Source organism: Parasphingomonas zepuensis, from assembly GCF_036663735.1.
Lineage (GTDB): Bacteria > Pseudomonadota > Alphaproteobacteria > Sphingomonadales > Sphingomonadaceae > Sphingomonas.
In genome coordinates, this window is the sequence record NZ_JAXOJO010000006.1 from 1 (window position 1) to 15,239 (window position 15,239).

Annotated in this window: 14 protein-coding genes; 7 read left to right on the top strand and 7 right to left on the bottom strand. The window is 68.2% G+C overall.

Translation table 11 applies throughout. The features are described 5' to 3' along the window. Positions 1–163: 163 nt before the first annotated feature. Together U1769_RS20645 and U1769_RS20650 are read right to left on the bottom strand one after the other, a co-directional pair. Positions 164–790 carry a 2-dehydro-3-deoxy-6-phosphogalactonate aldolase gene (locus tag U1769_RS20645; protein ID WP_332719876.1) on the bottom strand — a complete coding sequence of 209 codons (627 nt, stop codon included), beginning with the start codon at positions 788–790 and terminating at the stop codon, positions 164–166. Next, complete coding sequence (locus tag U1769_RS20650; protein ID WP_332719878.1) at positions 787–1,665, bottom strand: 2-dehydro-3-deoxygalactonokinase; 879 nt, start codon at positions 1,663–1,665, stop codon at positions 787–789. Before U1769_RS20650 ends, U1769_RS20645 begins: the two co-directional genes overlap by 4 nt. A 242-nt stretch (positions 1,666–1,907) precedes the next feature. Here U1769_RS20650 and U1769_RS20655 point away from each other — a divergent pair, with 242 nt between their 5' ends. After that, entirely contained in the window at positions 1,908–2,630 is a 723-nt protein-coding gene (locus U1769_RS20655) for an outer membrane protein (RefSeq protein WP_332719880.1), read from the top strand. Positions 2,631–2,920: 290 nt separating this feature from the next. Here the strand turns inward: U1769_RS20655 and U1769_RS20660 are convergent, their stop codons facing one another. Continuing rightward, a complete protein-coding gene (locus U1769_RS20660; protein WP_332719882.1) occupies positions 2,921–3,988 on the bottom strand; it encodes an ATP-dependent DNA ligase in 1,068 nt (355 codons plus the stop codon). A gap of 213 nt (positions 3,989–4,201) precedes the next feature. Between U1769_RS20660 and U1769_RS20665 the strand changes: the two genes are divergently transcribed. Then, entirely contained in the window at positions 4,202–8,476 is a 4,275-nt protein-coding gene (locus tag U1769_RS20665) for a hypothetical protein (RefSeq protein WP_332719884.1), read from the top strand. A gap of 22 nt (positions 8,477–8,498) precedes the next feature. Here the strand turns inward: U1769_RS20665 and U1769_RS20670 are convergent, their stop codons facing one another. Further along, positions 8,499–9,263 carry an SDR family oxidoreductase gene (locus U1769_RS20670; protein ID WP_332719886.1) on the bottom strand — a complete coding sequence of 255 codons (765 nt, stop codon included), beginning with the start codon at positions 9,261–9,263 and terminating at the stop codon, positions 8,499–8,501. Between U1769_RS20670 and U1769_RS20675 the strand changes: the two genes are divergently transcribed. Further along, a complete protein-coding gene (locus U1769_RS20675) occupies positions 9,250–10,239 on the top strand; it encodes an AraC family transcriptional regulator (RefSeq protein ID WP_332719888.1) in 990 nt (329 codons plus the stop codon). The genes U1769_RS20670 and U1769_RS20675 overlap by 14 nt on opposite strands. 51 nt (positions 10,240–10,290) lie before the next feature. Here U1769_RS20675 and U1769_RS20680 read toward each other — a convergent pair whose 3' ends face one another. Then, on the bottom strand, positions 10,291–10,647 hold the full coding sequence (locus tag U1769_RS20680; protein ID WP_332719890.1) for a hypothetical protein: 357 nt from the start codon (positions 10,645–10,647) through the stop codon (positions 10,291–10,293). 77 nt (positions 10,648–10,724) lie between these two features. Then, positions 10,725–11,633, bottom strand: a complete 909-nt coding sequence (locus U1769_RS20685; protein ID WP_332719892.1) for a LysR family transcriptional regulator — start codon at positions 11,631–11,633, stop codon at positions 10,725–10,727. A gap of 112 nt (positions 11,634–11,745) precedes the next feature. On the opposite strand from U1769_RS20685, the gene U1769_RS20690 reads away from it, so the two are divergent. The 4 genes from U1769_RS20690 (at position 11,746) to U1769_RS20705 (ending at position 13,958) form a co-directional block, all read left to right on the top strand. Continuing rightward, positions 11,746–12,546 (top strand): DJ-1/PfpI family protein, encoded by an 801-nt coding sequence (locus U1769_RS20690; RefSeq protein ID WP_332719894.1) that lies wholly within the window; start codon positions 11,746–11,748, stop codon positions 12,544–12,546. Positions 12,547–12,554: 8 nt separating this feature from the next. Then, positions 12,555–12,938 (top strand): putative quinol monooxygenase, encoded by a 384-nt coding sequence (locus U1769_RS20695; protein ID WP_332719896.1) that lies wholly within the window; start codon positions 12,555–12,557, stop codon positions 12,936–12,938. Then, positions 12,829–13,116 (top strand): alpha/beta hydrolase, encoded by a 288-nt coding sequence (locus U1769_RS20700; protein WP_332719898.1) that lies wholly within the window; start codon positions 12,829–12,831, stop codon positions 13,114–13,116. Before U1769_RS20695 ends, U1769_RS20700 begins: the two co-directional genes overlap by 110 nt. Positions 13,117–13,397: 281 nt before the next feature. Further along, positions 13,398–13,958, top strand: coding sequence for a YkgJ family cysteine cluster protein (locus tag U1769_RS20705; RefSeq protein ID WP_332719900.1), 561 nt, complete (start codon positions 13,398–13,400; stop codon positions 13,956–13,958). A gap of 120 nt (positions 13,959–14,078) precedes the next feature. On the opposite strand, the gene U1769_RS20710 is transcribed toward U1769_RS20705, so the two are convergent. Beyond that, positions 14,079–15,140 (bottom strand): tetratricopeptide repeat protein, encoded by a 1,062-nt coding sequence (locus U1769_RS20710; protein WP_332719902.1) that lies wholly within the window; start codon positions 15,138–15,140, stop codon positions 14,079–14,081. Between the last annotated feature and the right edge of the window lie 99 nt (positions 15,141–15,239).

Consider the following 15,239-nt stretch of genomic DNA (forward strand, 5'->3'; position numbering starts at 1 on the left):
GTGGAATCGGCTTCCCTCTCCGTTCGTTTCGAGCGAAGTCGAGAAACCGCCAAGCAGCCCTCCACCAATGTTTCTCGACTTCGCTCGAAACGAACGGGTCTAGCTAAAGTCATCCCGCTCTAGCCACCCGGGCGCATCGCGAGAATGTAGGGATCATGTCCGCTCACCTGAGCGCGGCGACGAAGGCCCGCGCGTTGATGCCGACCTGTTCGGCCGACATGCCGGGCTTGTAGAGCGCCGATCCCAGCCCGAAGCCGCCGGCGCCGGCCGCGATCCACGGCGCCATGGTGTCGGGGGCGATGCCGCCGACCGGAAGCACCCTCACCTCCTTCGGCAATACCGCGCGCATCGCCTTCAGGACCTGCGGGCTCGATCCCTCGGCGGGGAACAGCTTGAGCGCGGTGGCGCCGGCGTCGAGCGCGGCAAAGGCTTCGCTCGGCGTCGCGATGCCGGGCAGCGAGACCAGCCCTTTCGCCGCACTCGCGGCGATCACCTTGAGATTGGCGTTGGGCGAGATGATCATCGTGCCCCCAGCCGCCTCGACCGCGGCGACATCTTCCACCCGCAACACGGTGCCCGCGCCGATCACGGCGCGCCCGGCAAAGCGCCTGGCCAGTCGGGCGACGCTGTCGAGCGGATCGGGCGAGTTCAGCGGCACTTCGATCAGCGTGAAGCCCGCATCGACCAGCGCATCGCCGATGGCGTCGATCTCCTGCGGGGCGACACCGCGAAGGATCGCCACCAGCGGGCATTGGGCAAAAGCGGCGTCGAAGGTGTCGAGATGAGTCATGACGGGTTTCCGATGGCGATGATCCCGGCCGCGAAGGCCGTATGGCTGTCGACGAGCTGCGCCGCACGATCCAGGTGGCGGATCGCCGCGACATAAAGGCCGCCGAGCATTGGGTCGGCGAGGATATGGACCGTGTCGTGGTCCGACTGCGCCAGCCGTGCCGCCGCGTCGCCACCGATCAGCAAGCCGCTGGCGAAGGAGGCGGCGTCACGGTCGTCGCGCTGGCCGAGCAGCTTCGCGGCGCGGATGCCGAACAGCGACGCGGCAAGGTCGCGCTTGCGGCCTTCGTCGACGCCGGCGAGGAAAGCAGCGCCGGCGGTGACCTCGCCCCCCAGCTGCGCCGCCAGCAGGCCGTGCGTGCGCAACAGCGCGAACAGCTCGCCCGTCATCGCGGTGGTGAAGCCGGCGATCCGGCCATCCACCATCTCGACCCATTTGCAATGCGTGCCGGGCTGGACGAGCAGCGCGTCGCGCGGCACCAGCCCCGCCTCGACCGCGCCGAGCAGCTGGACTTCCTCGCCCCGCATAACATCGGCCGGGTCGCGCACTGATACGCCGGGGACGATCGCGGTGCGCGCATCGATGCGCAGCAGGCCCGCCGCGAGTTCGGCAATACCCGCCGGGGCCGGCACATAGGGCGCCGGCACCCATCCGATATTCGATCCGACCATTCCGGCGAGCAGCACCGGCAGGTCCCCGAAATCCGCGCGCAGCTCGGCGACGGCGCCGGGAAAGTCCTGCACTGAGGTCACGCCCCGGCCGTCGCGCTCGGTCCGCGTGACCTTGCCCTGCTCGATCAGGAAGACGCGGCGGTTGGTGGTCCCCCAATCGACCGCGATAAAGGCGCCGGCCCGTTCGATACTGGAGGGATTCACGGCTTCACTCCGGGCAGGCGGTCCCGCTCCGATCCCACCGCGGGTTCGGCCGACGCTCGACTTTCCTCTATCCTATTTGTCGGACTTGTCAGCAGCAGCCGTCCGCAGGCGAAGATCTGCCTCACCTGTAGTCCCTTTGCGACAGTCGTAACCATCGGCACATATTGCTGAAATCCGCGCTCCCTAGATCGCCAGCGACGAACCGGATGGTTCGCCACTGAAGCGCATAGAGGGACCTAATCATGAAAAAATTCTCAGCCTGCCTGCTCGCCACGACGCTGCTCCTGTGCGGAGCCCAGGCTCAGGCACAGGAAACCTCAGGCCCCGGCGCAGGCAGCGGCGACATCTATCTCAGCGTGTTCGTGGGCGACAATCTCGGCCGGGGACAGGTGTTCAGCGGCGCCACGGTCGGCGGCGCACCGCGCGACATCCGGACGCCGACCAAGGACGGTGTGATCGGCGGCGCGGCGATCGGCGTGATCGTTGCCGAAACCAGCTATGGCCGCTTCCGCGCCGAGGCCGAGCTTTCGGGCAGCAAGAACGACATCACCGATCTGGTGCTGAACGGGGTACCGCGCGATTTGGTGCGCGGCCGCAAGTCAGTGACGGCCGGCATGCTCAACGTCGCCTACGACACGCCACGCTTCTTCGATCGCCTGCGCTTCACGGCCGGCGTCGGCTTCGGCCTCGCGGCGATCGACTATGACGTCCAGTACAACGTCGCCGCCGCGGGCCCGGCCATCTCGATCTCGACCAACGAGTCCGGTCGTCTCGCCTATCAGGCGATCGGCGGCGCTTCCGTCCGCCTGACCGACCGTATCGAGCTGACCGGTGACGTGCGCTATTTCAAGGTCGGGTCGCATCAGGTGGAACGCTTCAACCTGACCACCGGCACGCTCGATTCCGTCCTGGGCACCACCTACCGCTCGACCCGCCTCACCGCCGGCGTGCGCTACATCTTCTAGCGGCGGGGGTTCCTGTCGGCCCTCGTTACGGGCCGACAGGCGCCCCCACCGACATCTCCCACCACCGAACACCGGCGCCGACATGCCGGTCCCTCCCGGGAGTCGACGATGCGTATGCGAGCCTTGTTGGCGACGATGGGTCTCCTTGGCGTGATCTGCGTTGCGATCCTGGCCCCCTCACTGGAACACCGGCACCTAGCCGGGCACGCCCGCCCCGCCCCCGATTGCGTCGATCCGCGGGCAGCGCCATGGGCACGCTGCGAAGTGCCGGTCCTGGAGTCGCGGGCCCCTTATCGCGGGACGTGCTTAGTCGCCTGGCGGAGACTGGTCGAGGCAAGCGTCTCGATCTCGGCTGGCCGCAATGCATGCAGGAGCTGATCGAACGTGCATTGCGCCGGCGCCTTGTCCGGACGCCAGCGCAGGAATCGCGTCCCGTGCCGGAAACGGTCGCCGGTCACCTGATCGTAGAGCACTTCGACGACGAGCTCTGGCTTTAGCGGGACCCATTCGGCCGACCGGGCATTGCTCCATCGGCTCGGGCCGCCCGGCGCCTTGCCGGTGAAACCGGATCCGCCCAGATACGGCGCGAGCTTCGCAGTGAGTTCGGCGCGTGCGGCCGCATCGAACCCCGAAATGAAGCCGACATGGTTGAGCTTGCCCACATCGTCATACAGCCCGAGCAGCAGCGATCCGATCGCGTCGCTGTCCGACGCGTGCCGAAAGCCCGCGACCACGCAATCGGCGGTACGCCGCTGCTTGACCTTGAGCATCGCCCGAACGCCTGGCTGATAGGGTTCGTCGCGCCGCTTGGCGATCACGCCGTCCAGCGCCCCGCCGCTATGGGCGAGCCAGTCCCGTGCGGCGCTCAACTCGAGGCTGATCGGCGACAGGCGCAGCGCAGCGCTCCCATGAAGCCCATGGAACCGCTCCAGCGCCGTGCGCCGCACCGCCAGTGATTCTCCGCCCAGATCTCGCCCGCCGATCCAGAGGCAATCGAACAGGATGATCTGCGCCGGCGTCTCCTGCGCCAGCCGCGCAATGCGGCTCGCGGCCGGATGAAGCCGCGCCTGCAGCGCATCGAACGACAGCACATCCCCCTGCGGCAACACGATCTCGCCATCGAGGATGAAGCTGGTGTCGGCGATCCCGGCGAGCAGCGCGACCAGCTCCGGGAAATACCGGTCGAGCGGCTTGCCGGATTTGGACTTGATCGTGACCCGATCGCCGTCCCGCAGCATCAGTCCGCGAAACCCGTCCCATTTGGGTTCGAACTGCCAGCCCGGCGCGTCGGGCAACGCGTCGACCAGCTTCGCCTCCATCGAGGCCAGCCCATCGAATATCGATGCGATCTCCGTCATGCCGTCTCGGGCACAGCCGTCTGAGCCAAATTGTTCGTCATCGCCATGGGCCTCCTGCGATCGGCTCACCGCTTGGATGCCGATCGCCACCGGACAGAACCGACGCAGCCATGAACCCGTTCCGGGGCCCCGCATTGGGCTGGCGGGAAATATCCACGCGCACATAACCCGTGTACGGCTCGGGGCGAATCTCCGAAAAACTGGAATTGTCAGATGGTGCTGCCGCTCTCCCGCCTTGGCTCCTTCTCGGCGACGCCTGATCTCATCGCCCCCGGTGGAGCGAGCGACACGCCTTCCGAACCAGCCCGCCAGAGCGATCCACTCACCGATCCGACCCATTGGCCGTCGGTCGCCAGCCATTATGTGATCATCGCCGCGAAAAGCACGGTCACGCTCGGCGTCACCCTTGCCGCTGAGGCGCTGATGCCCGGTCCGGACCAGCGCGGCGACGCACTGGTCGCGGCCGCCGAGCGCCAGCGCGATCGTTATGCCGCCATCTACGATCACTATGCCCAGCCCGGGCTGGCCGTCACGATCGAGACCTCGCTGCAGACCGGTCCGGCGCCGCACCCGCAGGGCGTCGAAGGCCTCCTAACTCTCGCGGGTGGCGGACACCTGGCCGGGGCAAGCGCCGCCCTGTTTACGGCGGTGGCCCCGGCATCGGCGGCGCTCGGCGCGATCGTCGCTGAATATGGCATCAGTCTCGAAGCGCTCGCCGCTGCCAACGCCGCAGTGCCGTTGTCGGCGATTTTCGGTGAAACGGTCGGGCTGACCGTCCCCGCTTATGTCGCAGCCACAAAAGGCGACAGCGCGGCAAGCATCGCCGGGGCGCCGCGTGCTGGCTCGCCAGCCCCTACGGCGGCAGAGATTCTGAACGCCCCCGAAAATGCCGCCCTGCCGCTACGACTCGGCGCAGTCCTCGCCTGCCCGCCACGCCCGGTGATCCTGCCCGAAGATGCGCTCACCCTGGCCACAGTGGCGACGGCCGCCGCGACGCATCCGGGCTGGCTTGCCGCCGACAGCAGCACGAATGCGATCCTGTCTGCCGGCTTCACCTTCACGATCGGCAATGCCACGGTCGTCGTTGGCGCGCGGCCGATGCCGCAAAGTTCCTATATCATCGAGACCTTTGCAGATGCAGTGCGCGGTTTCGCCGATCTCGGCGTTGCGATCACGGCCTATGAGCTCGGCCAGGTCAATGCCGACGCCCCCGGCCTGCTGATCGCCGGCGCCACCGCGCACAGCGCGCATTATGTCGTGACGGGAACGGCGACACTCGCCGACAATCCGGGCGGGGCAGCCAGCGCCGATCTGATCGCCGCCAACCTCGCCACGCCCGACCTCTTCGAGCCCGGCACGCTGCTCTGGCTCGGTGCGTTCGGCACCGGCATCGCGCCCGCGATTGTCCCGGCGACCGGAGAAACGCTCGCCGATTTCGCCAGGCGACACCTTTGCACCACCGCCGAGATCCTGGCCGCGAACGCCGCGCTCGAAGTGATCCCCGACACTGGTCTGGCCATCCCGGGCGCGGTCGCGCTGGCCGATTGGAACGCGGTTGCGGTGCCTTACACCTTGCGTGCCGACGACACCCTGTCAGGCGTGGCCGCCGGCTTCGATCTGTCTGACGCCCCGGACAAGACAACTGACCTCGCCGCGCGCAACGCCGATCTGCCCGGCACCGTGGCGCAGGACATCAGCTTCACCGTGAGCGTCGGCGGCACTCAGGTGCCGGTTCACACTGCCGGCCTGTTCAGCTTCGCGGCGGTGCTGTCCGCCGTTCGGCAAACCGCGCCTGACGCCGTCATGGCCGATGTCGCCGCCGCCTTCGACATGCCCGGCCGGCTCGCCCCGGGCGGCCTGCTCGTCGCACCGCCGGTCCTGTTCGCCGCCGCCACCGCACCGGCCGACATTCCGGCGCTATACGGCGTCCCGGCCGCCGCCTTTGCCGCGGCCAATGCCGGCATGACCGGCTTGCTGATCGCGGGAACGATGCTCGCCGCGCCCGAGCCCGGCGCGCCGGCCGTGACGGTGCTCGCCCGGGACTCGCTCAATGCCCTGGTCGGCCGCTTCAACGCGCTGTCCCGCGATGGCGGCGGCGAGCCCGTGACGATCGCGCACCTGATCGCCGCCAATGGCGACGTCCCGCTCTTCGCAGCCGGCGCCCGCGCGCTGCTTCCGCCGGCCGACATAATCCTGTCGCGCCCGATCGCCGCCAGCGGTCCATATCCGGGCCCGGCCTTCCCCCTCGCGGTCGAGCTCGTCGTAACGCGCGCTACCCCAACGGCCTGCGGCACGGTTCCCCCGCTCCTGCACGACGCGCTGACGCTCGACGCCTTCGGGCAGGCGCTGGTGACCGCGCTGCCCGATCTGCGCTTCGCCGTGGCGACCGCTGACGACCAGGCGAGCGAGCTCTGGGCCGTCGATTTCGGGGCCGCCGGCATCAAGTCGGTCGCTTTGTCCCCCGGCGCCAGCTTCGCCGCCAAGCCGATCCCACGCATGATCGGGCGGGCGCCGCTCTACCACGAACGGATCACGCGCGGAGTCCCGATCGCGCCGCTGGTCGACGGTCGCCTCGACCCCGGTCAGGCCGTCGGCCTTGCCTTTCACGCCGTCGATGTCGAGATTTGGGCGGTCCGCTTCCTCGGCGCCTTCGACCGGCTGCTGAGCCCGGCCATGGCGGCAGCAATCGACGCGGTGCCGGAACTGAAGCCGCAGGCCGAGGCCCTCACCCGCGCCGCAGCAGTTCTTCAGGCCGCCATCCCGGCTGATCTTGCCGCCATCTTCACGGTCCCCGACGCCGGGCAGACCGATCCCCGCGCCGTCACTGATCCCCGGCTCGCGGCCGGGCTCGCCGCGGCGCAGCGGACGATGGCCCAATCCGCCGACCTGTCGCCGGCCTCGGCCTGGGCGACCAGGGCAATCGTCCAGTTCGACGCCGCGGTCGACAGCGGCTGGACCCAAAATCCTCATCCCGACGAAACCGCGGCCTTGCTGGGCGACGCCGCTTTCACGCCATCACCGGCCGGGGAGCATGACCCCATGGCGGCTTGGCGGCTGGCGGCAGGTCCGCTTCCTCTGGCCGAAAAGGCGTCGTTCCTCACCCTGCTGCTCTCGGCGGACGATCCCGGCGAGCGGTCCCACCTCGCTTTCATCCCGGATTACGGGGTCTCCGGTCTTGAGCTTCAGCGCAGCGCCGGCGAGGCCGACCGACTGGCGATGATGCCCGTGCTGGCTGGCAGCACCCTCCCGTCCGCCCTCAGCGCGAAGGTCGCTGCGATCGACGTCCCGCTGCCGCTCACCACCGCCCCCGAAACACCCAACCTCGTCTCGCAGACCGCCCTGGCCGATCCGGCCAGCGCCGCGACGCTGGCGGGCGCCGCCCGCTGGCTGTTCGGCATCGTTTACGCGCACAGCCATGCCGCGCAGGACGAGGTCTTGGTCACAGCGGAATTCAATCTGGACTCGGCGGCACCGCGACGCACGGTCGGTGCAACGGCGAGCGGAGACCTGTTCACCGCCCTCGCCCAATATGTCCAGGTCGCCGACGAGCTCGACACGCTGCTTGCCGGCCTGGTCGCCCCGGGGCCAGCCCAGGACATCGGCAAGACGCAGGCCGCAGTCGCGACCTTTGCCGGGCTTGCGACCGATATCGCCAGCCTGTGGGGCGTTCGCAACGCCGGCGGCGGCGCCGGCCCGGGCGGCGACGACTGGCGTGCACGCTCGTCCTGTCCCCTCTCGGCCAGGATCAGTTACACGGCCGATGCGCCGCGTGACCTCGCCGCCTATACGCTCACCCGGCTCCCCGGTGCGACCGGCGGCGCGGTCGACTGGCCCGACGTCGCCGTAGAGGCCGCGGATGGGCAATGGAGCCCACTGCCCGGCGCAGCCCCGGACGGCCAGCGCCGCAGCTATTTCCCGCCAGACGGCGTTTCGGTGCCGGTCGCCGCCTCGCCCAACATCGCCCTGACTTGGCCCGTGCCCAACGTCAGCGCGCAGAACGCCCGCGCCACGCTCGCGGCGGTGCGCAACCGCGATCTGCTCGGCCCGGACGGCCCGGCCACGGCCGACGCGTTCGTCTTCCACACCGGCGTCGCCGCAGCCGCCGGAATCGTGGCCCCCGTAATCGTCCGTACCGATCCGCTGCTGCTGCAGGGTGAAACCGTCGCGGCAGCGCTCCAGACCGCGTTCGATACGCTGCTGCCGCCCGCTGGCCGGCCGGCGAACCTCAGCACGAGGATTTCCCTGTCCTACGCCTATGCCCTGGTGCCCGGACCCGATCCGCTGATGAGCGAGATGCCGGTAGCGCTGGTAAACGAGATGGTTCTCGACGGAAACACGGCCGGCACCATCGCGGCGACGCTGAACGACTGGCTGGCAAGCGCCGATCCCGATCGGACCCAAGCCGAATGGCGCCTGTCGCTTCGCTTTTCAGTGCCTGAGCCCGGGTCGGCCCTGCTGGAGATCGACCAGCTCATCTACCGGTTGTGAACCAAGGAGCGACGTTCGCCGTTCACCCCTGAGCAGTCGGGCGGATGACGATGCTGCCGACCTCCACTTCGGGCGGCTGCTCGATCGCGAAAAGGATGCCGCGCGCGATCGCCTCCGGCGCGATCCCGATCTCCCCAAGCTGCTCCTCGATCATCCGCTTCGTCGGCTGGTCGGTGATGCCGTCGCCGAAATTCGTCGTGATCATCCCGGGGGAGACCTCGGTCACGCGCAGGTTCGGCCCCGCCTCCTGCCGCAGCACCTCGGTCGCCGTGCGCACTGCATTCTTGGTGGCGGCATAGACCCCCATCGTCGGCACCATCTTGAGGCCAGCCGTCGAGATGACGTTGACCACATGCCCGCTGCCCTGTCGCGCGAACACCGGCAGGGCCGCGGCGATGCCGTACAGCGTGCCGCGCAAATTCACGTCGATCATCGCATCCCAGTCGTCGACCCGCAGCGCATCGAAGCGCGAGATCGGCCCGATCCCGGCATTGTTGACGATGACGTCGAGCCGCCCGCCCTGCTCGACCGCGAGCGCGACGAGCGCCTCGATATCGCTTCGGCGCCGGACGTCGGTCGCCCGGAACATGGCCTTGCCCCCACGGGCGATGATCTCGTCCGCCACCACCGCAAGCGCGCTTTCGGTGCGAGCACCGAGCACGACCAGCGCACCGCGCCCGGCCAGCAACTTCGCGGTCGCGCGGCCGATCCCGCTGCTCGCGCCCGTGATGGCGATCACCTTGCCTTCGATACCCATCGTCATCTCCTCTGCGATGGAAGTGGGCATCAATGGCGAGATGATCTATGCTCCTTCATCCATGGATTTGTCGCGATCGTCCAAAGCACCGCTCGACCCGCTGTCCGACATCCTCGCGGTGCTCGGCGCGCGGGTGACGCGGCGCACCCGTCTCGAGGCGGCGGGCCGGTGGGCCCTCGCCTTCCCCGCCATCGACCGTCTCAAGTTCGTGGCGCTTATGCGCGGCAGCCAGTGGATGTTGCTGCCGGGGCGGGCGCCGCAGCGCCTGGACGAAGGCGATGTGTGCCTGCTCGGGCCGACGGCCTACACTGTGGCCAGCCACCCCGAGGAAAGGCCGATCGACGGCCGGGCCTTTTATGCGGAGAACGCCGATGTCGCGCGCCTCGGCGGGGGCGACGATGTCATCGGGATCGGCGGGACGGTCACCTTCGCGGCCGACAGCGGCGATTTCCTGCTCGATATGCTGCCGGATTTCATGGTCGTTCCCCGGTCGTCGCCCGCATCCGGCGCGGTCGCGACGATCCTCGCGCTCATGAACGATGAGATCGGACGGGACAGGATCGGCAGCGCGATCGTGAGCGCCCGGCTCGCCGACGTCCTGCTGGTCGAGGCGATCCGCGCTTATACGGAGCAGGCCGGCCCGGCCGAAACGGGCTGGCTCGGCGCGCTCTCCGATCCCCGGCTCGGCCGGGCGCTACGGGCCATCCATCAGGATATCGCGCAGCCATGGACGGTCGCCCGGCTCGCTGCCGTGGCCGGCATGTCGCGCGCCGCCTTTTCCGCCGAATTCGCTCGCCGGGTCGGGCAACCACCCCTCGCCTATCTGCGGACATGGCGTCTCACGCGCGCCCGCGCGGCGCTGGCGCGCGGTGATTCAAGCGTCGCCGGCATCGCCCGCAGCATCGGTTACACGTCGCAGAGCGCCTTCGGCCACGCCTACCGACGCACCTTCGGAGCGCCACCGAAAGCCGATGCGCGATCGGTCGACCGGCAGCGGTCGGGCTGATGCGTTCCGGAAAGGTGCCGGCAACTTTTCCACGAGACCGCCGCGCCGCGTTCACTGATAGCGCAGCGTTTTCTCGAACCCCTCATTCGCTTTGGTCATCCTGGCCAGCTTCCTGAGCTGACCGCGAACATGCCGCTCGAACCGGATATCGTCATAGATCCCCGTCGCCGGATAGTCTTCCTGGCCGATCAGGTCCTTGAGCCGCCTGGCGAACACGGCCTGCTCGCCCGCGCAATCCGCGGCCTGAAGGGCCCGGCACACCCATTCCTCCGCGGCGGCCTTGTCATAATCGTCCTGCGCCTCATAGCCGCGCCTGTCCGCCGCCGCCTGATCCAGCTTCGCTGCGGCCAACCGGCGCTCCAGCCATTTACGCACCGCTTCCCCATCCCATGCCTTCGGATTGCTCATCACTCGCTCCCACCTCGCCACCCCTGTCCCATAGAGGCGATGAGGGCAGAAGCCATGCCCGGCGGAGAGCCGCGATATCAGCTCGATGCGGTCAGCGTCGCCGCTACATCGCCAATCAGAGACCTCAGCCAGCGATGGGCAGGATCGTGGCGGTAACGCACGTGCCAGGCCATCTCGACCGGAAAGGTCCCGAGGTCGATCGGGGCCGGCAATACCTTCAGCCGCGGATCATGGGTGAGCCGGCGGCAGATCAGGTTGGGCAGCGTCGCGATATGGTCCGTGACGGCGACCATCTCGGCAACCGCGAAGAAATTGGTGACGGACACCGCTACCTCGCGCCTGACGTGCTGCTGCGCCAGCGCCTGAAACAACCCGGCGCGCATGCGACCGGGTGGCACGACATTGACGTGCTTCAAGCGCTCGAACTGATCGCGACTGATAGTGTCGCCGATATCCGGGTGATCCGCCCGCACCACGCAGGCCAACCCTTCGTCCATCAGATGCTGCACGACCAGATTGTCGGGCGGATCGACGATGCGGCCCAGCACCAGGGCCGTGAGGCCGGAGATGACGCCGGTCTCCACCAGATCATTGCCATAGGGCGTAAGGCTGAGCTTGATGCCGGGTGCTACCTGCTGGAGCCGTGCGACGATCGCCGGCACCAGCACGAACTCGACATAACCGTTCGGCGCGATCGTCAACAGCCGCTCGGCTTTGGCCGGATCGAAGTCCTGCTGGCCAAGCACCGCATCGTCGAGCTTCGCCAGGGCTTCGGCGATCATCGGGGCAAGCTCCAGCGCGATCGGCGTCGGCTGGATGCCGTAGCGCTCGCGAACGAACAGCTGGTCCTGCAGCATGGTGCGCAGGCGCGCGAGCGCGTTGGACAGCGCCGGCTGAGTCATGCCGACCCGCTCTGCCGCGCGCGTGACGCTGCGCTCCTCCATCAGGGCGACGAAGATCGGCAACAGGTTCAGATCGTAGCGCATGACATATACTGTCTGAAGTATAACTGAAATCAAGGAAATAAAGTTCTCGAATAACTTCCCTGAGCCCATGTTGCATTCGTCCCCAGCGGACAGGCAAACGACGGAGGCTCGAATGACCAAGGCAAATGTGCTCGTGATCGGTTTCAACGCGACCCGGATCGACCTGCAGGGCGGCGGCTCCGCCAAAATCGGCCAGTATCTCAACGAAACCGTGGTGCCCGCGATGGCGCTGATCGACGCCGGCTACGCAGTCGTGCTCGCCACCCCCGACGGGACGAAGCCGCATATCGACGAGGCATCGGACAATGTTCGGCATTTCGACGGAGACGAAGGCGCCTATGCGCGCGCCCGGCGCTTCTACGCCGATCATCCTTCGATGAACCAGGTGCGCACCTTGCGCGCCGTGATCGACACCGGGCTGGATGCCTATGCCGGCCTGTTCGTGCCCGGCGGCCACGCGCCGGTCGTGGACCTGATGCAGGATGCCGAGACGGGCATCATCCTGCGCCACTTCCATGCGGCCGCGAAGCCGACCGCTCTGCTCTGCCATGGCCCGGTCGCCATCGTCGCAGCCCTGCCGGCTGCCCGCGAGTTCCGCGCCGCTCTGGTCTCGGGCGACGAGGCGAAGGCCGCGGACCTGGCACGGGGATGGGCCTATGCAGGCTATCGCATGACGGTTTTCTCGGCCAGCGAGGAGGCCGCGGCCGAGCAAAGCCTGCTCGGTGGCAAGCTCTACTTCGACATGCCCAGGGCATTGCGGCTGGCCGGCGGAGACGTGACGACCAACCCGGTCGACTTCGCCCCCAATCTGGTCGTCGATCGCGAGTTGATCACTGGTCAGAACCCCGGCTCGGACCACCTGCTCGCGGCGAGCCTGATCGAGGCGCTCGACCGCGACCACGCAATCCTGTGAGCACGCGCATGACCGGCGGTGCGCTTCGTCCGCGCCCCGCCGGCGCCATCAACCGAACAAGGAACAGCACCATGTCCAATCCCGTGAAAGTCCCCGTGAAAATCCCGGTGAAAATCATCGCCATCCTGGTCGCACGCCCGGGAAAAAGCGGAGAACTCCGCAGCCTGTTGGAAGACATGCTCGCCCCGAGCCGCGAGGAGCCGGGCAATCTGCGCTACGATCTCTGGCAGGACCAGGCCGATCCCGATCGGTTCGTCCTCGACGAGCTCTATGCGGACCAGGATGCGGTCGCCGCGCACCGCGCGACACCGCATTTCCAGACCTACGCTTCCGCCATCAACGATCTCGCGGACCGTACTGCCCTGGCGCTCGCTCCCGTGGCGGTCGCCTGAACCCAGCTACTATCTGGTCGCAACCGAGGACCATATGGTGCCGCCGACGGCCCAGCGCAGCATGGCAAGGCGCAGCGGCGCGACGATCGCGGAAATCCGGAGCAGCCACGCCGTGATGATGTCGCACCCCGACGAAGTCGCCCTGTTCATCGAAGCCGCCGACGGCTCGCGGTGCTAGATCGAGGCCGGGACGCGGGAACTCGGGCGCTTCGTGACGCCGCCTGTGGCAGTCTCGAAGTGGCCCGCCGTTCCTCCCGTCGCTAGCGCCCCACCCAGTAAGGAGCGTTGAAATGAAGGTCTTTATCATTGGCATTGCCGGCGGCGTCGGCCGCCGGGTGACGGAACGGCTTGCCGGAAGCGGCGACGAACCCCGCGCCCTTGTGCGGCCATGGGCCGCACCCGGTCCATTCCGCTCCCGACTCTTGTAATCCCGCCGGGGCCGAGGCACCCCCTGCGCCGATGCGCACCGGGACAGACTTGGAAACCAATTTGCTGGGGCCGGTCCTCGCCGATCGCGCCTGCGGCGATTGCGTGGCATGCTGCACCGTCCTCACCGTGGATACGCCCGATTTCAAAAAACCGGCGGGAACGCCCTGCACGCACCTCGGTCCGCATGGGTGCACTATCCACGCCGTGCGCCCGCATATCTGCCGGACCTGGTTCTGCGCCTGGCGAAGGGTATCGGCCATGCCCGACGGAGCCCGGCCCGACCGGTCAGGGGTGCTCGTATCGCTCAATTTCGAACAGGCGCCGCGCAACTGCTTCGAAGGCGTCTCGATCAACGTCCGTGTGCTCGCCGGCAGCGACGCGATAGACAATGGCATGGCCGCGACGATCCTCGACAGCCTGTGCGATCAGCTGATCCCCGTCTGGTTCAGCGACGGGTCGAAGAAGATGCTGATGCATCCCGATAACGACGTCGCCCAACTCGTCCTCTCGGGAGAAGCTGCCCCCGCGCATCTGCAGGACGAAGTGGCCGCATGGCGCGAGCATTACGGGGTTTTCGCGGCAGACGGCTAGTCTTCGGAGCGGGCGTGGAGGTCGCGCACGATCCGGAAGACCGCTTTTGGGACGGCGTTCGGAAAGTCGAGTGTCGCCGCCCCCCGGCCGATCATCGTCATCCCCACGGTCAACCGGCCGTCACGGCCCCGCCTTTTCCGGAGCAGCGATGGCCGCCCGCGCCATCTCCAGCGCCTTTGCGGCGCCAGCGGCGGACGGCGTCCCCGGGTCGAGCGACAGCGTCCGCTCCAGCAGCACGATAGCGCGGGCATCGTCGCGCTCGCGGCCATTCCCGGTCTGATACGCCCGGCCCAGCGAGAAGCAGCTCTCGGCCTCGCCAAGGCCACACGCCTTGTCGAACAGCTCCAGCGAGCGCTGGCGGTCCGGGGCCGTGCCCCGCCCGTCATCCACCATCAGGCCGAGATTCCCGCACGCGCTGCCATCCTGCGCGGCGCAGGATTGCTCGAACAAGGCAACGGCGCGCTTGTAGTCGCGCGAGACGCCCAGGCCGTCACGGTACAGCACGCCGAGATTGTAGCAGGCATGCTCATCGTCGCTGTCGCACGCCTGCCGGAACAGCCGCGCCGCCTGCCGCTGGTCGCGCCGCACGCCCCGGCCCAGCGAATAGGATGCCCCCAGATTGGCGCACCCCCCGCTCGCGCCCTTGTCGCACGCTTCCCTGAACAGCGCGGTGGCGCGGACCGGGTCCTCGGCAACGCCGCGCCCGTTCACATAGGCAAGCCCGAGATTGGAGCAGGCAGTCCCCTCCCCGCCATAACAGGCAAAGGCATAATAGGAGGCCGCGCGCTCGGGCGCTGCCGTCACGCCCTGCCCTTGGTCATAGGCATATCCGGCCATGGTGCACCCCCGCATGCTCCCGAAATGACAAGCCTGCGCGAAGATTCCGGCCGCCCGGGCCTCATCCTTCGGCACGCCATCGCCTTCGAGCAACCGGTACCCGAGCGCGGCGCAGGCCTCGGCGTCATCCGCTTCGCAGGGCGGGATGATCTCCGCCGCAACGCCTACAGGCTCGGCGAGCGCCTGGACCACGTCGCCGGGCGTGTCGGCCACGATTTCCTGCGCCACGGCTGGATTGCCGAAGGCGAGACAGCCCACCAGCGACAACCGCAGAACGATGGCCCACGCCGCGGCCTTGGCTGAAGCCGGCTTCTGGTGGTTAGAGAGTGTGGGGGCAAAAGACATCCAATAGCCCTAGGTCGCCCGTGGTGCGTTGCAAGGCCCGCCTCCCTTGAATTTGTCGACAGATGTATGCGGTGGCGGAAGGGGAACTCCGGCCCGATC